Annotated in this window: 19 protein-coding genes and 1 other annotated feature; of the genes, 7 read left to right on the forward strand and 12 right to left on the reverse strand. The window is 52.3% G+C overall.

What is annotated here, in order from left to right:
* Positions 1-313: 313 nt before the first annotated feature.
* The 3 genes from clpB to rluD all read right to left on the reverse strand — a co-directional run bounded on the left by clpB (position 314) and on the right by rluD (position 4,718).
* Positions 314-2,887: an ATP-dependent chaperone ClpB gene (gene clpB, locus HHI26_RS24450; protein WP_171149911.1), complete on the reverse strand. Its 2,574-nt coding sequence runs from the start codon at positions 2,885-2,887 to the stop codon at positions 314-316.
* 125 nt (positions 2,888-3,012) lie between these two features.
* Positions 3,013-3,741 carry a purine nucleoside phosphorylase YfiH gene (yfiH, locus tag HHI26_RS24455; RefSeq protein ID WP_159337969.1) on the reverse strand — a complete coding sequence of 243 codons (729 nt, stop codon included), beginning with the start codon at positions 3,739-3,741 and terminating at the stop codon, positions 3,013-3,015.
* Positions 3,741-4,718: a 23S rRNA pseudouridine(1911/1915/1917) synthase RluD gene (gene rluD / locus HHI26_RS24460; protein ID WP_133845971.1), complete on the reverse strand. Its 978-nt coding sequence runs from the start codon at positions 4,716-4,718 to the stop codon at positions 3,741-3,743. The genes yfiH and rluD overlap by 1 nt, the downstream gene beginning before the upstream one ends.
* Positions 4,719-4,852: 134 nt before the next feature.
* Here rluD and bamD point away from each other — a divergent pair, with 134 nt between their 5' ends.
* From bamD to HHI26_RS24485, 5 genes are all read left to right on the forward strand, one after another.
* On the forward strand, positions 4,853-5,584 hold the full coding sequence (gene bamD / locus HHI26_RS24465; RefSeq protein WP_133845972.1) for an outer membrane protein assembly factor BamD: 732 nt from the start codon (positions 4,853-4,855) through the stop codon (positions 5,582-5,584).
* A gap of 268 nt (positions 5,585-5,852) precedes the next feature.
* Positions 5,853-6,191 (forward strand): ribosome-associated translation inhibitor RaiA, encoded by a 339-nt coding sequence (gene raiA / locus HHI26_RS24470; protein WP_133845973.1) that lies wholly within the window; start codon positions 5,853-5,855, stop codon positions 6,189-6,191.
* 98 nt (positions 6,192-6,289) lie between these two features.
* Positions 6,290-6,424, forward strand: a sequence feature (Phe leader region).
* Positions 6,425-6,448: 24 nt separating this feature from the next.
* The gene (gene pheA, locus HHI26_RS24475; protein ID WP_133845974.1) at positions 6,449-7,609 is read left to right on the forward strand and encodes a bifunctional chorismate mutase/prephenate dehydratase; all 1,161 of its coding nucleotides are present in this window, start codon (positions 6,449-6,451) and stop codon (positions 7,607-7,609) included.
* A gap of 122 nt (positions 7,610-7,731) precedes the next feature.
* On the forward strand, positions 7,732-8,787 hold the full coding sequence (locus HHI26_RS24480; protein ID WP_171149915.1) for an ABC transporter substrate-binding protein: 1,056 nt from the start codon (positions 7,732-7,734) through the stop codon (positions 8,785-8,787).
* Positions 8,784-9,545 (forward strand): substrate-binding domain-containing protein, encoded by a 762-nt coding sequence (locus HHI26_RS24485; RefSeq protein WP_171149912.1) that lies wholly within the window; start codon positions 8,784-8,786, stop codon positions 9,543-9,545. The genes HHI26_RS24480 and HHI26_RS24485 overlap by 4 nt, the downstream gene beginning before the upstream one ends.
* Here the strand turns inward: HHI26_RS24485 and tyrA are convergent.
* Complete coding sequence (gene tyrA / locus HHI26_RS24490) at positions 9,542-10,663, reverse strand: bifunctional chorismate mutase/prephenate dehydrogenase (RefSeq protein WP_133845976.1); 1,122 nt, start codon at positions 10,661-10,663, stop codon at positions 9,542-9,544. The genes HHI26_RS24485 and tyrA overlap by 4 nt on opposite strands.
* Before the next feature lie 15 nt (positions 10,664-10,678).
* Positions 10,679-11,749, reverse strand: a complete 1,071-nt coding sequence (locus tag HHI26_RS24495; protein WP_133845977.1) for a 3-deoxy-7-phosphoheptulonate synthase — start codon at positions 11,747-11,749, stop codon at positions 10,679-10,681.
* 315 nt (positions 11,750-12,064) lie between these two features.
* Between HHI26_RS24495 and HHI26_RS24500 the strand changes: the two genes are divergently transcribed.
* Positions 12,065-12,592: a GNAT family N-acetyltransferase gene (locus HHI26_RS24500; RefSeq protein WP_133845978.1), complete on the forward strand. Its 528-nt coding sequence runs from the start codon at positions 12,065-12,067 to the stop codon at positions 12,590-12,592.
* On the opposite strand, the gene HHI26_RS24505 is transcribed toward HHI26_RS24500, so the two are convergent.
* Positions 12,527-13,273: a GNAT family protein gene (locus HHI26_RS24505; RefSeq protein ID WP_133845979.1), complete on the reverse strand. Its 747-nt coding sequence runs from the start codon at positions 13,271-13,273 to the stop codon at positions 12,527-12,529. The genes HHI26_RS24500 and HHI26_RS24505 overlap by 66 nt on opposite strands.
* Positions 13,274-13,381: 108 nt before the next feature.
* Between HHI26_RS24505 and HHI26_RS24510 the strand changes: the two genes are divergently transcribed.
* On the forward strand, positions 13,382-14,062 hold the full coding sequence (locus HHI26_RS24510) for a CTP synthase (protein WP_167863249.1): 681 nt from the start codon (positions 13,382-13,384) through the stop codon (positions 14,060-14,062).
* Between the two features lie 52 nt (positions 14,063-14,114).
* On the opposite strand, the gene HHI26_RS24515 is transcribed toward HHI26_RS24510, so the two are convergent.
* The 6 genes from HHI26_RS24515 to trmD form a co-directional block, all read right to left on the reverse strand.
* Positions 14,115-14,603 (reverse strand): OmpA family protein, encoded by a 489-nt coding sequence (locus HHI26_RS24515; protein WP_133845981.1) that lies wholly within the window; start codon positions 14,601-14,603, stop codon positions 14,115-14,117.
* A gap of 17 nt (positions 14,604-14,620) precedes the next feature.
* Complete coding sequence (gene dgcN / locus HHI26_RS24520; RefSeq protein WP_171149913.1) at positions 14,621-15,850, reverse strand: diguanylate cyclase DgcN; 1,230 nt, start codon at positions 15,848-15,850, stop codon at positions 14,621-14,623.
* Positions 15,843-16,388 carry a YfiR family protein gene (locus tag HHI26_RS24525; protein WP_133845983.1) on the reverse strand — a complete coding sequence of 182 codons (546 nt, stop codon included), beginning with the start codon at positions 16,386-16,388 and terminating at the stop codon, positions 15,843-15,845. Before HHI26_RS24525 ends, dgcN begins: the two co-directional genes overlap by 8 nt.
* Before the next feature lie 171 nt (positions 16,389-16,559).
* Positions 16,560-17,492 carry a DMT family transporter gene (locus tag HHI26_RS24530; RefSeq protein WP_133845984.1) on the reverse strand — a complete coding sequence of 311 codons (933 nt, stop codon included), beginning with the start codon at positions 17,490-17,492 and terminating at the stop codon, positions 16,560-16,562.
* 217 nt (positions 17,493-17,709) lie between these two features.
* Entirely contained in the window at positions 17,710-18,060 is a 351-nt protein-coding gene (rplS, locus tag HHI26_RS24535; protein ID WP_133845985.1) for a 50S ribosomal protein L19, read from the reverse strand.
* Between the two features lie 68 nt (positions 18,061-18,128).
* The gene (trmD, locus tag HHI26_RS24540; protein ID WP_133845986.1) at positions 18,129-18,881 is read right to left on the reverse strand and encodes a tRNA (guanosine(37)-N1)-methyltransferase TrmD; all 753 of its coding nucleotides are present in this window, start codon (positions 18,879-18,881) and stop codon (positions 18,129-18,131) included.
* Positions 18,882-18,893 lie beyond the last annotated feature (12 nt).

Raw genomic sequence — 18,893 nt, forward strand, 5'->3', positions numbered from 1 at the left:
CGGTGCAATCAGTGCCGAAGCTTCCTGTTGCGAGGTGGCGTATATTACGCTTTCCTCCTTCGGAGTCAACTTCTTTTTGAGAAGTTTTTCCGGCGGCTCAGATGCTTCCTGAACCTCCTGACACGTTGACTTGTAAGCCGTTGTTCCGTGTCAGTGGAGGCGCAGTATAGGGATTTTCTGGCGACTGACAAGGGCTAATTGCAAAAAACTTTTCACATGCTTATTTTTCATGCAAAAGCCGCTTTTGGCCTCGATTTATGCTGCTTTAATAAACAGAAATGGGCCAAAGGCCCATTTCTATTACTTACCGAGATTACTGATGTGCGACGATTACGCCATCCTGTACATCCATTTCTATGGTTTTCCCCGGAATCAGCGCACCAGAAAGTATCTGCTGTGCCAGCGGGTTCTCAATTTGCTGCTGAATTGCACGTTTCAGCGGCCTTGCCCCATAGACCGGGTCATAACCATTTTCACCCAGCTTCTGCAGCGCCGCTTCAGAGATATGCAGAGCATACCCACGATCGTCCAGACGCTGATACAGGCGTGCAAGCTGGATGCGTGCAATAGAAGCAATATGTTGCTCACCCAGCGGATGGAAGACGACCAGTTCATCGATACGGTTGATGAACTCCGGACGGAAGTTCTGGCTGACAACCGACAACACCAGTTCTTTCATCTCACCGTAGCTCAATGCACCGAAACGTTCCTGGATCAAATCAGACCCCAGGTTCGATGTCATGATGACCACCGTATTACGGAAGTCGACCGTCCTGCCCTGCCCGTCAGTAAGACGGCCATCATCCAGCACCTGCAACAGAATGTTAAACACATCCGGATGCGCCTTTTCTACTTCATCCAGAAGGATGACAGAGTAAGGTCTGCGGCGAACCGCCTCGGTCAGATAGCCCCCTTCTTCATAACCGACATAGCCCGGAGGTGCCCCGACGAGACGAGACACTGAGTGTTTTTCCATAAACTCGGACATATCGATACGCACCATCGCGTCATCGCTGTCGAACATAAAGTTAGCCAGTGCCTTACACAACTCGGTTTTCCCTACCCCAGTTGGCCCAAGGAACAGGAACGAACCAATCGGGCGATTCGGATCGGCCAGGCCAGCACGGCTGCGACGAATCGCATTCGATACCGCTTCCACTGCCTCATTCTGACCAATCACCCGTGTATGCAACTCCTGCTCCATACGCAGTAACTTGTCACGCTCACCTTCCATCATGCGGTCAACAGGAATACCAGTCCAACGCGCTAACACATCAGCAATTTCAACATCGGTAACACGGTTACGCAGCAGCCGCATGGTTTTACCTTCGGTCTGCGTTGCGGCAGCAAGCTGTTTTTCCAGCTCTGGAATTTTCCCGTATTGCAGCTCGGACATCTGCCCGAGGTCTCCCTGACGTCGCGCCTGCTCCATAGCCAGCTTCGCCTGTTCTAACTCGGCTTTAATATGCTGAGTTCCAGAGAGCTCCGCTTTTTCAGCTTTCCACTCTTCTTCCAGTTCTGAGTATTCACGCTCTTTCTGGTTCAGCTCAGTTTCCAACATCTCCAGCCGTTTGATACTGGCGTCGTCAGACTCTTTCTTCAGCGCCTGCTGTTCCAGTTTCAGCTGAATGATACGTCGCTCAAGGCGGTCAAGAGACTCTGGCTTCGAGTCGATCTGCATACGAATACTCGACGCGGCTTCATCAATAAGGTCAATCGCCTTATCCGGCAACTTACGGTCGGAAATGTAGCGATGCGATAAAGTCGCCGCTGCCACGATAGCAGGGTCAGTAATCTGCACATGGTGATGCAGCTCATAACGCTCTTTCAGCCCACGCAGGATCGCGATGGTATCTTCCACACTCGGTTCAGCCACAAAGACCTTCTGGAAGCGTCTCTCCAGCGCAGCATCTTTTTCTATATACTGGCGATATTCGTCCAGGGTGGTGGCACCCACGCAGTGCAGTTCACCTCGCGCCAGTGCAGGTTTCAGCATGTTGCCCGCATCCATCGCGCCATCAGCCTTACCGGCACCGACCATGGTGTGCAACTCGTCAATAAACAGAATGACATTGCCTTCCTGTTTCGACAGATCGCTGAGAACCGCTTTCAGGCGCTCTTCAAATTCACCACGATATTTGGCACCCGCCACCAGCGCCCCCATATCAAGTGCCAGTACCCGGCGGCCTTTCAGACCTTCGGGCACTTCACCATTAATGATGCGCTGCGCGAGGCCTTCAACGATGGCGGTTTTACCAACACCAGGTTCACCGATCAGTACCGGGTTATTTTTAGTACGGCGCTGCAAGACCTGAATCGTACGGCGAATTTCTTCGTCACGGCCAATAACCGGGTCAAGTTTACCCAGCTCCGCGCGCTCGGTCAGATCGATGGTGTATTTTTTTAATGCCTGGCGCTGATCTTCAGCTCCCTGGTCGTTCACGCTATCGCCTCCACGCATCTGGTCGATCGCTTTCGTCAGCTTATCGCTGGTGACCCCCGCAGATTTGAGTAAATCTGCCAGAGAACCACGCGAGTCGAGCGCCGCCAGAACGAATAATTCGGATGAAATAAAGTTGTCGGCACGTTTTTGCGCCAGTTTGTCACACAGGTTAAGCACCCGTACCAGGTCCGCAGAAGGTTGAACATCACCCTCGGTGCCTTCGACCTGCGGTAAACGGGTGAGTGCCTGTTCAATGTTGGTACGCAGTGAAGCGACATCAACACCGGCAGCGGTCAGTAAAGGACGAACGGATCCGCCATCCTGATTGAGCAATGCGCTCATCAGATGCAAAGGTTCGATGAATTGATTGTCACGGCCGAGGGCCAGAGATTGAGCATCAGCCAGAGCCAGCTGAAATTTGTTAGTAAGACGATCCAGACGCATAATTTCCCCCTATCAGGTCAAATTGCTACTGGAGATTAAATGAGGTCATCCCTCAAATTTTTCAAGGTAATGACCTGACATTTTGGAGAAAAAAACATCAATCCGGACCGTCTTATGGCGCTAGGTTATATCAGCCAGATCAAACTTGCCATACGGCCAGTGACGCCATCGCGTCGGAAGGAGAAAAATTGCTCACTTTGATTGAGGGTACATTGGCCGTCATCCCAGACGTGGCGCACGCCGATGGCATCTAAACGCTGTTTTGCTAAATGTCCGAGATCGGCATAAAACTTTTCCCCCTTAGGGAAAAAAGCGGCTGCGGCGGCTGGATTTTGCGCAATAAAAGCCTCACGCACTTCCGGCCCGACCTCAAAAGCATCCGGACCAATCGCCGGGCCAAGCCAGGCGAAAATCTGCGACGGAGGGGCAGAAAAGGCATTAATTGTTGCCTCCAGCACGCCATCACATAATCCACGCCATCCAGCATGCGCGGCAGCCACTTCCTGGCCATCCTGCGAACAAAAAAGCACCGGCAGACAGTCAGCCGTCATCACAGCACAGACAACGCCAGGGGTTCGGGTATAAGCCGCATCCGCACGCAGTGAAGCCGGCACCTTCCAGTCCAGCGTCAGAACCTCTGTACCATGAACCTGCTCAAGCCATTGTGGCATGGACGGTAAATCGGCCAGTTCCAGCAGGCGCTGACGGTTAGTCTGCACATGCTGCAACTCATCGCCCACATGAGCACCGAGGTTAAGACTGTCCCACGGAGCCTGGCTGACGCCCCCCTGGCGCGTACTACTGCACGCGCGAACGTTAGCGGGGGCCGACCACTTTGGTACAATCAGGCTCATTACCAGTCCAGTTGCTCTTTAAATTCTTCGGTATCCGCTTTCAGTGCATTGATCAAATCGACCATGTCCTGTGGCAGCGGTGCATGCCATTCCATTTCAATCCCGGTAATCGGGTGATAGAGACGGAGCATGGTGGCGTGCAGGGCCTGACGATCGAAACCACGCAGCGTACTGATAAAGGCATCTGATGCCCCTTTCGGTGGACGCGGACGACCACCGTACAGCGGATCACCCACCAGCGGATGGTTAATGTGCGACATATGCACACGGATCTGGTGAGTACGGCCAGTTTCCAGACGCAGGCGCAAACGCGTATGGGCACGGAAATGCTCCATAATGCGGTAATGCGTCGTTGCTGGTTTACCCATCGGATGCACTGCCATGTGGGTACGTTTAGTCGAGTGACGACTGATCGGTTGATCAACCGTACCGCCTGCTGTCATACGACCAATAGCCACGGCTTCATACTCGCGAGTGAACTCGCGCAGTTGCAGTGACTCCACCAGGTGCGTCTGTGCAGGGACCGTTTTCGCCACCACCATCAGACCTGTCGTATCTTTATCCAGACGGTGCACAATGCCAGCACGAGGCACATCAGCAATCGCCGGGAAATGATGCAACAGTGCATTCAGCACCGTGCCATCAGGATTACCGGCTCCCGGATGAACCACCAGATCGCGCGGTTTGTTAATCACCAGAATGTCGTCATCTTCATAGACGATGTTCAGTGGGATATCCTGCGCTTCCCAGCGAGCTTCTTCGTCAATTTCCGCATCGATGATAATTTGCTCACCGCCGAGCACTTTTTCTTTCGGTTTGTCGATAATTGCACCGTTGACGGTGATGCGACGGTCGAGAATCCATTCTTTTATGCGAGAACGTGAATAATCAGGGAACAATTCGGCCAAAGCCTGATCTAAGCGTTGTCCGAGTTGCGATTCGGATACCGTTGCGTTGAGTTTTACTTGTTGTGCCATAAATAAACAGCTTCTTCGTTAACGTTGGGTTTTCACGGCGATGCCGTTTAATATAATGTGCTATCGTACCTGGTCACTATCGGAAGCTTAACGGACAGCTTCCTGAATAACACTCTGAGGATAAGCAAATCGTCATGACGCGTATGAAATATCTGGTGGCTGCAGCCACGTTGAGCCTGGCATTAGCTGGATGTTCCGGCTCCAAGGATGTGGTGCCTGACAGCCCGCCTTCCGAGATTTATGCCACTGCCCAGCAAAAACTGCAGGACGGTAACTTTAAAGGAGCAATAACGCAACTGGAAGCACTTGATAACCGCTATCCATTCGGCCCTTACTCCCAGCAAGTTCAGCTAGACCTGATCTACGCATACTACAAAAATGCCGATTTGCCGCTGGCGCAAGCCGCCATTGACCGCTTTATGCGCCTGAATCCAACGCATCCGAACATTGATTACGTTATTTATATGCGTGGTCTGACGGACATGGCGCTGGATGACAGTGCATTGCAAGGCTTTTTTGGTATCGACCGCTCAGACCGCGATCCAACCCATGCGCGTGATGCTTTCAAAGACTTCTCGCAGCTGCTGCGTGGCTATCCAAACAGCCAGTATGCAACCGATGCACGCAAGCGCCTGGTGTTCCTGAAAGATCGTCTGGCGAAATATGAGTTATCCGTGGCGGAATTCTACACTAAACGCGAGGCGTATGTCGCTGTGGTTAACCGTGTAGAGCAAATGCTGAAAGATTACCCGGATACAAAGGCTACGCGCACTGCACTGCCGCTGATGGAAAATGCTTACCGTCATCTGCAGCTGAATGCAGAAGCCGATCGTGTGGCAAAAATCATTGCGACCAATCAGGCCTGAGTCTGACCTGACAAAAATGGCAGCCTCTGGGCTGCCATTTTTTTGACTAAAAAACGGCAAAATGCCAAATTTCCAGTCAGGTTAACCTATCAACAATGCCACTGAAAATGCCCCTCGACAACCCCCAGAGCCCTATTTACCCGCCCATCTCACAGTTTTGTTCTTCTTGACAAAAAGCGACAAAATAACGTGATTTTGATCACACATTTTCACACTTTTCGCGGTATGCTGGGTTCACCAAGACGGAAATGACAGAGAGGTAAGCACTATGGTACTGAACATTACCAGCAAGCAAATGGAAATTACTCCGGCTATCCGCCAACATGTCGAAGACCGTCTCGCCAAACTTGAAAAGTGGCAAACTCATCTGATAAATCCACACATTGTTTTGTCAAAAGAGCCGAAAGAGTTTGTTGCCGATGCAACTATCAATACGCCAAACGGCCCGCTGATTGCCAGCGCCAAGCATGAAGATATGTACACAGCCATCAACGATCTGATTAACAAGCTGGAACGTCAGCTGAATAAAGTTCAGCATAAAGGTGAAGCGCGCCGCGCCACCGCCAGTGTTAAAGATCTGAGTGTGGTTGAGACAGACGAAGAGTAATCGGTTTAAACCGTCATAACGCGCCTGCGGGCGCGTTTTTTATTGACAGAATGAAATTGCAGCGGTTACTTTATCCTTCCAGACATCATGGATAGCACAATGAGATCAGCACCGTTTTTCTTCGCATTCTTTTTTACCTTCTTTACCTTCCCCTGATTTGGGAGGCAATTCGTCGTGTAAGAGTGAATGCGAAGACGAACATTAAAGCCTCCCAAACGGGAGGCTTTTTTTTTAGTAACATCTGACAGGTAGCAAATATGAATCCCGAAAATCCTTTGCTGGCTCTGCGCGGTAAGATCAGCGCACTGGACGAACAACTGCTGGCCCTGCTGGCCCAGCGCCGTGCGCTGGCGGTAGAAGTTGCTGAGGCCAAAATGGCCACCCACCGTCCCGTCCGTGATATCGACCGCGAACGCGATCTGCTTGAGCACCTGATCACTCTGGGCAAAGGCCATAAGCTGGATGCGCATTACATCACACGCCTGTTTCAGCAAATCATTGAAGATTCCGTGCTGACTCAGCAGGCGCTGCTGCAAAAACATCTGAACAACACCAACGCTCACTCTGCGCGCATCGCCTTTCTCGGGCCAAAAGGCTCTTACTCGCATCTGGCATCACGCCACTATGCCGCACGTCATTTCGATAACTTCATTGAGAATGGCTGCCTGAAGTTTCACGATATCTTCAATCAGGTTGAAACCGGGCTGGCTGACTACGCCGTGCTGCCGGTTGAGAATACGACTTCAGGGTCAATCACTGATGTCTATGACCTGTTGCAGCAAACCAGCCTGTCTATTGTCGGTGAGATCACTATCCCTATTGATCACTGCGTCCTCGTCTCCGGTAATACTGACCTGCAGCAGATTGAAACAGTCTACAGTCACCCTCAGCCATTCCAGCAGTGCAGCCAGTTCATCAATCGTCATCCGCACTGGAAAATTGAGTACACCGAAAGTACTGCGGCTGCGATGGAGAGAGTCGCTGCCATGAATTCACCGAAAGTTGCCGCGCTGGGCAGTGAAGCCGGCGGTGAGCTTTATGGTTTACAGGTGCTGGAGCGGAATCTGGCTAACCAGCGCCAGAACATTACCCGCTTCATCGTACTGGCCCGTAAGCCGGTCGAGGTTTCACTCCAGGTTCCGGCAAAAACCACGCTGATTATGGCCACTGGCCAGCAGGCAGGCGCCCTGGTGGAAGCTCTGCTGGTGCTGCGAAAACATAATCTGACAATGAGTAAACTGGAGTCGCGCCCGATTAACGGGAATCCATGGCAGGAGATGTTTTACATCGATTTCCAGGGCAACCTGAATACCGATGCTGTACAGCAGGCGCTAAGCGAGCTGACGCCAATCACACGTTCCCTGAAGGTACTGGGCTGCTACCCTAGCGAAAACGTCGTCGCCATCGATCCCCAATAACGCCGGACACCTCGCCAGCCCAATCGCGGCTGGTGATTTTCCCCTTTTGCCACAGAGAATCATTTACCCTGTGATGTCGATCGCTATATCATAAGATATACAACGATACTCAGGCAGCGATGATGACTTCCCTTTTCCGCTCTTTTTCCGTACTTATTCTTTCTGCTTTATTCGTTTTTTCTGCGCAAGCATCACGCCAGGTAACCGATCAGCTCGGTCGTCAGGTGACATTGCCCGATCGCGTTGATCGGGTCGTCGTCCTTCAGCATCAGACCTTAAATCTACTGGTACAGCTCGATGCCACGGGAAAAATAGTCGGCATTCTCAGCAACTGGAAACAGCAGCTGGGCGACGGCTATGCACGTCTGGTACCCCAGTTGAATACGTTGCCGATGCTGGGCGATCTGACCCATGTTGATCTGGAGAAGCTGGTTGCCCTTCATCCTCAGGTGGTGTTTGTCACGAACTATGCGCCCCAGGAAATGATTGATCAGATTCAGGATCTCGGCATCGCTGTTATTGCCATCTCTCTGCGTACCGACAGCGGCACACAGCAGGCCCAGCTCAACCCACCGTTAGAAAATGAAGAACAGGCCTACAATGATGGCCTTGCACAGGGTATCCGTCTGATTGGCGAGGTGGTCAATCAGCAAAAGCAGGCCGACGCTCTGGTTGCAGAAACCTTTAAACAGCGTCAGCAGGTTGCCGACCGGCTCAAGGACATTCCGGAAAAAGAGCGTATTCGTGTCTACATGGCTAACCCCGATCTGACAACCTATGGTTCGGGGAAATACACCGGGCTGATGATGGCGCATGCCGGAGCAATGAACGTTGCCGCATCAACCGTTAAGGGCTACAAGCAGGTTTCAATGGAGCAAATTCTGGCATGGAATCCGCAGGTCATCTTTGTCCAGGACCGTTATCCAAAAGTACTCGACGAGATTAACCAGCAGCCCGCCTGGCAGGCCGTGGATGCCGTCAAAAATCACCGGGTTTATCTGATGCCAGAGTATGCCAAGGCCTGGGGCTACCCGATGCCGGAAGCGATGGCACTGGGAGAATTGTGGATGGCGAAGAAACTGTACCCGGCCAGATTTACGGATATTGATATGCAGCAGCAGGCAGACGGCTGGTATCAACGTTTTTACCGTACTCACTACCACGGCAACAACGGATGAAGCCTTTACAAGTATTGGCCGCGGGCAGCCTGCGTCACGTCTGGCCAGGCGTGGTAAGTGCATTCCAGCACTATTATCCGGCGGGGATAGAAACGCAGTTCGGTCCAGCCGGAATACTGCGTCAGCGTATAGAGCAAGGTGAGGCCTGCGATTTGTTCGTCTCTGCCAGTATTGCCCATCCGCAGACACTGTTACAGGCAGGGCTGGCACAAAGGACAGGCGTATTCTGCCATAACTTTTTGTGCCTGAACGTTCGCAGCGATAGCGTCGATTCGGCGGCTGAGTGGCTCGATCTGTTGCGCAATCCTGCTCTGCGTCTCGCCACCTCAACACCTGGCTGCGATCCCTGTGGCGATTACGCCTGGCAGCTATTCGAACGTATTGGACAGCATGAGACTGAACTGGGCCAACGGTTAAAGCAGCGTGCGATGCCACTGGTCGGTGGAAAGGATTCCGTACCCGTACCTCCGGGGATGCAGGCTTCAGTCTGGTTGATAAAGTCAGGGCAGGCCGATCTCTTTATTGGCTACCGCAGCTATGCGCATCTTCTAGAGGCGAATGAGGGTATTACGACGTTGTTGATACCTGAGGCGTGGCAAACTCGCGCTGACTATGGCTATGCTGTTTGTCAGCCCGCAGGCCACAAGCTCGCTGAGCTGTTGTTAACTTGTGAGGGACAGGAGATTTTCGTCAAGGCGGGGTTTGGTACGATTAAAACGGAGGGGCCAGATATGTCGGCCCCTCCTGTTAAACACTAGGGTCTGCTGTCATTTGCCTGACGCAGTAACGTGCGGCTTTCTGCCTGGAAGCGTTTCGCGTGGTCGCCAAACCAATGCTCTACCCGGCGGAAGCTGTCGATAAACGCCTGCTTATCGCCCTGCTCCAGCAACTTTATTGCCTCTCCAAACCGCTTATAATACCGTTTGATCAGGGCCAGATTGCTTTCTGAAGACATAATAATGTCGGCGTAGAGCTGTGGATCCTGAGCAAACAGGCGTCCGACCATCGCCAGCTCCAGTCGATAGATCGGTGATGAAAGCGCCAGCAGTTGGTCCAGTTGAACATTTTCTTCTGCCAGGTGCAGACCATAAGCAAACGTAGCGAAGTGGCGCAATGCCTGAATAAACGCCATGTTCTGGTCATGCTCCACGGCACTGATACGGTGCAGGCGTGCGCCCCATACCTGAATCTGTTCCAGGAACCACTGATAGGCTTCCGGCTGACGACCATCACACCACACCACCACCTGCTTCGCCAGGCTGCCGCTATCCGGGCCGAACATGGGGTGTAACCCCAGCACCGGTCCTGCATGCGCGGCCAGCATGGCCTGCAACGGTTTATTTTTCACCGAGGCCAGATCCACCAGGATGCAATCCTGCGGCAGCGGAGGCAGCTCACCAATCACCTGCTCGGTCAGATGGATAGGAACACTAATAATCACCATGCCCGCGTTGGCCAGCATCGCTTCTGCGTTATCCCAGTCACCTTTATCGAGGATCTGTACCTGATAACCCGACAGGGTAAGCATCTTCTCAAACAGACGCCCCATCTGCCCCTTACCGCCAACAATCACTACCGGACGCAGTTCGGGACAGAGGGTTTTAAAGCCCTTATCGTTTTCGCTGGTGTAGGATTCACGCATCACGCGGCGCAGAACATCCTCGATCAGATCGGGAGGCACGCCCAGCAACTCCGCTTCATGACGGCGTGAGGCCAGCATCGTGGCCTCACGCTCAGGAACATAAATCGGTAACCCGTAGCGGCTTTTTACCTCGCCGACTTCGGCGACCAGCGTCAGCCGTTTCGCCAGCAGATCCAATAGCGCTTTATCGACTTCATCAATTTGATCGCGTAACGCGGTCAGTTCAGCCACCATAACTCATTAACCCTCTTACGACAGACGCGCCGCCAGTACTCCGGTCAAATCCTGATGAATTTCACGCAGCAGGGTTTCCGTTGTTTCCCAGTTAATGCAGGCATCGGTAACGGAAACGCCGTAGCGCATATCACTGCGCGGCTGCTCAGAAGACTGGTTGCCTTCGTGAATGTTACTTTCCAGCATCAGACCCATAATTGAACGGTTGCCATCTTTAATCTGCGCAACGGCAGACTCGGCCACGCCGGACTGGCGACGAAAATCTTTATTAGAATTGCCATGACTGCAATCTATCATCAAGGAAGGACGGAGTCCCGCCTGCTGCATCTCTTTTTCGCACTGCGCCACATCGGCCGGACCGTAGTTCGGGCTTTTCCCACCGCGCAGGATCACATGCCCGTCAGGATTACCCTGGGTTTGCAGCAGGCACACCTGCCCTGCCTGGTTGATACCCACGAAACGGTGTGGCATCGCGGCTGCACGCATTGCATTAATCGCGGTGCCAAGACTGCCATCGGTACCATTTTTGAAGCCTACCGGCATTGAGAGGCCCGACGCCATTTCGCGGTGTGTCTGCGATTCGGTGGTACGTGCACCGATGGCCGACCAACTGAACAGATCGCCAAGGTATTGCGGGCTGTTTGGATCCAGCGCTTCCGTTGCCAGTGGCAAGCCCATCTCCACCAGATTCAACAGTAGCTGACGTGCAATATGGAGGCCAGCTTCCATATCAAAGGTGTTATCCATATGCGGATCGTTGATCAGACCTTTCCAGCCAACCGTGGTACGTGGCTTTTCAAAGTAGACGCGCATCACAATGTAGAGCTGGTCTTCCACCTGGTCCGCCAGTGCTTTCAAATCGCGGGCATAGGCCAGTGCAGCTTCAGTATCGTGGATAGAACAAGGGCCACAGACCACCAGCAAGCGATGATCTTTTCCGCTGATGATATCGGAAATAGTCTGACGTGAAGCGGCAATCTGCCCTTCCAGTACGCTGTTCAGCGGGAACTGTTTTTTCAGTTCTTCCGGGGTAATCAGAATCTGTTCATCAGCGATGTGAACGTTATTCAGCGCATCTTTTTGCATGATCGTCATCCTGGTCATTCGATTAATAGGGATCCTCAGTGAGGTTGCTGACAACTGTACCAGAATGCGTACATAAAACAATATAGTGATGTACAGATTTATTACCACAGAGAAGGAAGCCACACCAATAAAACAATTTAAATAAATAAATACAATGAGTTAAACAAGAACCCTCAAGATACACCACAACTCAAACTGTAATTATATATTTACAGATAGTATTTCAACATCAAAAAAGCCAATCATTTCCAATACCTGCCCTCCTGAGAGGCGCTATAATTTTTGTCCGTCAGGACAAATAATTCAGAGTGAATCATGAAAATAGTCATACGCCCATTCGAAAACAGTGATGCTGTAGCCTTCGTCGAGGCCGTCAGGGAGTCACTGAAGAGTTTAATACCGTGGATGGCATGGGCCCATGAAGATTACACAGCCGAGGAAGCACTTAAGTGGTTCAGCTACACCCATTTACAGCGCCGTCAGGGCGTAGCGAATGAATGCGGGCTGTTTACAGAAGACGGGCGGCTTCTGGGGGGCGTGGGGCTGCGTTACAGCAGCGGACCCGATATCCCTGCCGCTCTTGGTTACTGGGTACGACGTAGCGAACAGCGTAAAGGTATTGCCCGTCAGGCTGTGTGCCAGATTGCAGCGCAGGCTTTTGAGCAACCGGATATTGACGTCATCGAAATCCTGGCGGCTGAAAGCAATATCGCCAGCCGCGCTGTTGCCACCCGCGTAGGCGCAGAGCTGATTGCCATACGCTTCGGGCTTATCGTATTAAAGAGTGGGCCAATTAACACTGCCATCTATCGGCTTTACCGCCCGCATCAGGTTGCCGAGTGACTGACGCTGCTGCCCGCTGGCATCAATATTCTCTGCAGAAAGCCACTGAACCAGCGCCTGATTGATCGCAGGCCACTCACTATCAATAATCGAGAACCAGTCTGAATCCCGTGAACGCCCTTTGCGTGCCATCATTTGACGAAAGGTTCCTTCCCAGGTAAAACCCAGACGCAGTGCCGCCTGACGTGAGGGCTCGTTCAAAGAGTCGCACTTCCATTCACAGCGACGATATCCCAGCGTAAAGGCATTGTTGATCATCAGCCAAAGCGCTTCCGTACCGATCACCGTGCGTTTCATCAGGGGTGACCAGGTGACACCACCAATCTCCAGCACGCCGTTAGACGGATCGATGCGTAAATACGATACCAGGCCGACAGGCTTATCACGCCTTGCACAAAATAGGGTAAAGGTCACAAAGCCGTTCTCGGCTGCACGCTGACTGAGCCAGATACGAAAGGCCTCCACCGATTCAGGACGTTCTTCCGTCAGCCAGGTCCAGTCCCGACCATCGGGCGCTGAAGCATAGGCCGTATAAAGATCCTCGCAATGAAGCTCAACATTCAGGGGTTCCAGCCGGCAGTAAATGCCGACCATTCGGTTTGCTTCTGGTACCGACACTGATTGCCAATAAGGCAATGCCGGACCGACAGGTTGACCAAATTCATTCATACGCTGCGTCATGTCTCTCTCCTTAATCTGCGTTAATTTTCAGCTTAGAAATAACTTTAGCGGCTTGCCAGCATCATGACTGTGCAGTAGCATCCTTTTTTACCTGCACAGGAAACACTCATGATCCGTTTAGCTCTGGTTGGTGACTATCGCCCCGATGCCGTTGCGCATCAGGCCATTCCAAAAGCAGTTCAACTTGCCTCACACGCCCTTCAGCTCAATGTCAGCCCGCAGTGGCTTCCCACTGAATCCATCACCGACAGCGGTGTTTTACAGGAATATGATGCCCTGTGGCTGACGCCGGGTAGTCCGTATAGTAACGACGAGGGGGCATTCCTCACTCTTCGTTATGCCCGGGAAAACAACGTGCCCTTTCTCGGCTCCTGCGGGGGGTTTCAGTATGCCATTGTTGAGTACGCGCGTAATGTCATGGGTTGGAGCGATGCAGGACATGCCGAAACCGACAGCGGTGGGCGTCTGGTGATCGCGCCATTAAGCTGTTCGCTGGTCGAAAAAACCGGGGATATTGTGATTGAACCTGGCTCGCTTCTGGCACAGGCTTACGGTAAGACAGAAATCAGCGAAGGGTATCACTGTAACTTTGGCGTCAACCCGGATTTTGTTGCCGATCTAAAAACGTATCCGCTGCGACTGACAGCCTGGGATCGTGAGGGGGATGTGCGGGCAATGGAACTTCCGGGACATAAATTCTATGCCGCTACATTATTCCAGTCCGAACGCGCTGCACTGCGTGATGAGCTGTCACCACTGGTCGTCGAACTGCTGCGCGCGGCCAGATAATGATGCTGCCTCGCCCGCGATAGCCGACGAGGCAGAGTCTCTTTAGACTGCTTCAGGGGGCGGTGATAACGACCGCTACACGACGATTTTCTGCCCGGCCCTGTGATGTTTTGTTGCTCTGTACCGGGTCGCTATCACCCAACCCCCGGGTCGTGATATTGCTGCGTGCTACACCGGCTCCGCTTGCCCAGGCATCGGCTACCGCGTTGGCACGCTTCAGTGACAACGCCTCGTTATATTTCTCATCACCATAGTTATCGGTATGCCCATCAAGGCGCGCGTGATGCAGCCCAGTGCTGGAGAGTAACTTAGCCATGCGCTGAACGGTTGCAACACTCTCCGGCGTCAGCTCTGACTTATTTTTACCAAACAGGATCTTCTCAGAGATCCCCAACATCCATCCTTCCGGGATTTCACTAAACCCCTGTGATCGCATAGCGCTGATCTGTTCAGGCGAGAATTTACCCTGAGGTGCGCTCTGGCAGGCCGCCAGTAACAGCACCAATACGAGTCCAGTCATCATTCTTATTGTTTTCATCATATCTCCCATGATTATCACTAAGAAGCAGCACGCTGATGATGCTGCTGCTTCTCCAGATACATACTGCGATCGGCCGCTTCCATCACGCCTTCGGCAGTCGCAGCCTGGCTGGCTACCGCGCGGCCAATACTTAGTGTCATCACCACGGACTCACCGCCCTGAAGATCAATCGGCTCAGCCATGCGCAGATTAATCGCGTCAATCACCGCCTGGACTTCATTATCATGGCTGACATTTTCAAGGATCATGGCAAATTCATCCCCCCCAAAACGGCAGACAAGATGGGTGTTTGCAGCACAGTCAGATAATCGCTGCGCTATCGCCATCAGGACTTCATCTCCCGCTGCATGCCCCCTGGTATCATTGATACCCTTAAAGTTATCCCCATCCATAAACAGCAGCGCAGTATGGGTTTTACGGGCACTATCACTCAGCACACTGTCCAGTGCACTGCGAAATGCAGCACGATTGGCCAGCCCGGTCAGCGGATCGTGCAGCGCGCGTTTCAGCAGAGAATCTCGCTCCTGTTGTTCACGCAGTTGCCACTTTTCAATTTCGGTCAGCAGGCTGTTAAAATCCTCACCGAACACGTGCAGTTCATTAATTTTTGAGGGAGGAACCCGACGTGAAAAATTACGCGTGGCGCGAATATCATGCACAACGCCGGTCATGCTCCTTAACGCAGCGATCAGCCCACTGAATAAATGACGAGTAAACAGGAGTGCGACCAGCGAGGCCAGCAGCAAACAGATCGTCAGCACACTGAGGGAGCGGTAGACAAAGTCCGTCACGGTGGCATCTTCGCCTGTTAGCGTGATATTGCCGACTTTTACCCCATTATGCAGGATGGGTTGCTGTACCGGTTTGGGGAATAACCAGCCGGAGACCGCACGCGCCAGTGGGTCTGTATTCATTTCATGTTCATTCCCCTCACCCCAATGGGCAAGTTCATTGCCTTTTATGTCGGTCACCACTGCCGAAGAGAACTGTCCCTGTTTTCCCAGCTCATTCAGGGTGTCCATCGCGGCATTACCGTCACGAAACACTACTGCAGCTTCCAGGCTGTGGCTGACGGTATAAGCCAGCAGTTGCAGATTCTTATCTGCATACTGACGGAATGACAGCATTGAGGTGGCGGAAATAAACAGCCACGCCACGGTCATCGTGGTCACTACGCTGATCACACTGATACGTAACAGCGCATTGCGAAAGCTGGCCCTGTTGTAATCTGCCGAGGATTTATCCATGTCGCTTACTCCCTGAAGATGCCAGCATTAATACATCGGGATGCACCCGAACGCCGCTTCGACCCAGCGAGTCGAGGTTCACCGAAAAACTCACCCGGTGATTAATAAATTTAAGGCAAAATGCGCTGCCGGTTGCGCACTCAGGGGTTTGTTCAGCAATGGTGAGCAGCGGGCGCAGCTGATAGCTGTTAATCAGTTCAACCTGCTGCTGCGAAGATTCACGGCCAAAGTAGAGAATATCGCACTGCGAGACCAGCGCCTGTTGTGCATCCTCTACGGGGATTGCCTGCCAGACAGCAGGAGGGTGCTCAACTGAAGCTGCGGTGAGCGCAGGAGCGAAGTACGCAGAACGAAAGATACACAGACGGGGAAGCCCGGTAAGGTGTGGCCATCGGGTATAGCTGATAATACCCGCGACGGTCTGGCGCACGTCTGCCGCTGACACACCCGAAGGTGCATCAGTTAACGTTTCACTCCTGATCGGCAGAGTGACGCTACTCAGCAAGAGTGGCAGTAACAGCACGCATATTTTCGCCATGAAACCTCTATCATCCCGGCCATTAATTTGGCCCCGTCATCACGGGTTTCATCACCCCACCTCTATTCAGAAATATCCTAACATCCTGTGAAACATTCGTCATCATGTGGCAAATGACAAAAAAGGCCAGCCTCACGGCCAGCCCATTATTCATCCCGACTTATTGCTCTCTCAACCGCTCACATTTAGCGGCGTGATCGCCCGGCGATGGCGCCGTTCAAAATACATGGAAATCATCCCACCGGTCACGACCAAACCCGCGCCGAAAATGGTCGCTGACTCTGGCAATGTGTCCCAGAACAGGTAGCCAATAAATACCGACCAGATCAACGTACTGTAATCAAACGGCGCCAGCAAAGAAGCATCTGCATATTTCAAACTCAGGGTCAGCAGGATTTGCGTAATCCCTCCCAGCAGACCGCAACCAAGCAGCAACATCAGTTGCCTGCCATTCGGTATCGTCCAGCCAAACCACAGTGTGAAAAGCGATGTCAGCGTGGTGGTTATCGCAAACCAGAAAGCAATGGCTCCTGGCTTCTCAATACCATTCAGATAACGAATCTGTATCGATGCACCTGCAATACACACTGCTGCCATCAGCGCCAGAATCATGCCAAGCGTAGACAGCCAGCTCACCGAGCTTAATGCCCCTTCCCGGCCAAAAAATAGCTGGCCAGACATCATCACCAGGATGCCAATAAATCCGGCAATCACTGCCACCCATCGATGATATTTCACCTTCTCACGCAGAAAAATTGCCGCCATGATCACGGTAATCAACGGCGCCGCATAGTTGATGGCAGTCACATCGGTCAGGGAGATATAGAGCAGTGCAAGGTAGCTAAAGTACAGGCCCCCCGTTCCGGCCAGTCCACGCAGAAAATGCCCTTTCACATTGCGGGTACGGATGCCATCAAGGATGTTGCCCTGGCACCACAGCCAGATAAACAGAGGGATCAGCGCAACAGAAGAACGAAAGAAGATCACTTCCCCGACCGGAATGGTGCCATCCAGACCTTTCACGCAGGCCATCATTAACGTAGAGGTCAGGGCACCGGCGATTTTCATCGACACACCGGTCGAGGGACTGGGCGAAGGGCGCATAGCGTGCAGAATTCCTGGCAGTAGATAGGTATCTATCAAACATACGCGGAATTTTTTTTATATCAGCTTAAAAATCAGCATGAAACGACTTTTTATTTTTTTTCGCGGAGGCAAAAGGCAGGAAATTTCGCAAGATGTATGCGATCGTGACAAACTCAAAAAAAAGGGGCCAACCTTTCGGTCAGCCCCTTTATTGCTATTAACTATCAGATGTCGCTTAAGCGCCCAGACGTTCTTTGATACGTGCAGACTTACCAGTACGCTCACGCAGGTAGTACAGTTTGGCTTTACGTACAGCACCACGACGTTTCACAGCAATCGAGTCGATTACTGGGGAGTGAGTCTGGAATACACGCTCAACGCCTTCGCCGTTAGAAATTTTGCGAACAGTGAATGCAGAATGCAGACCGCGGTTACGAATAGCGATAACCACGCCCTCGAATGCCTGCAGACGCTTTTTAGCACCTTCAACGACCCATACTTTCACTTCCACGGAATCACCCGGACGGAATGAAGGTACGTCCTGTTTCATCTGTTCTTGTTCGATCTGCTTAATAATGTTGCTCATAATTAAATCTCTTATCCTGGGTAAACTGATAGTTAAGGCGAACTAAGCGCTATGCCCGTTCAACCGTATCATCGTTTTGTTGCCTGGGTGTGTTCCCGTTGGAACTCAGCCAGCAACTTTGCTTGCTCTTCAGTCAGAGCCAGGTTTTCCAGAAGTTCAGGTCTTCTAAGCCAGGTACGGCCCAGCGACTGTTTCAGGCGCCACCGGCGAATATCAGCATGGTTGCCCGACAGTAAAACTGGCGGAACCTCCATCCCTTCTAACACCTCAGGCCGGGTATAGTGTGGGCAATCCAGCAAACCATCGGAAAACGAATCTTCCTCGGCTGACGCCTGTTTTCCCAGTACCCCCGGAATAAACCGGGAAACCGAGTCAATCAGCGTCATTGCTGGCAGCTCGCCACCACTGAGTACGTAATCCCCAATCGACCATTCTTCATCGATTTCGGTTTTAATCACGCGCTCATCAATCCCTTCGTAGCGACCACAGACCAGAATTAATTTCTGGTTGGTCGCCAGCTCGCAAACCCCATCTTGATCGAGTTTACGCCCCTGAGGTGACAGATAAATCACCTTAGCGCCTTCTCCTGCCGCCGCTTTTGCTGCGTGGATGGCATCCCGTAAAGGTTGAACCATCATTAGCATTCCCGGACCGCCGCCGTATGGACGTTCGTCCACGGTGCGATGCCGATCATGAGCGAAGTCACGAGGACTCCAGCTCTGAATGCTGAGCAGGCCATTTTTTACTGCCCGGCCAGTTACTCCGTAATCGGTAATTGCGCGAAACATTTCAGGAAACAGGCTGATTACACCAATCCACATACTTTGCGCCGG

Source organism: Erwinia sp. JH02 (assembly GCF_013074405.1).
Taxonomy (GTDB): Bacteria; Pseudomonadota; Gammaproteobacteria; order Enterobacterales; family Enterobacteriaceae; genus Erwinia; species Erwinia rhapontici.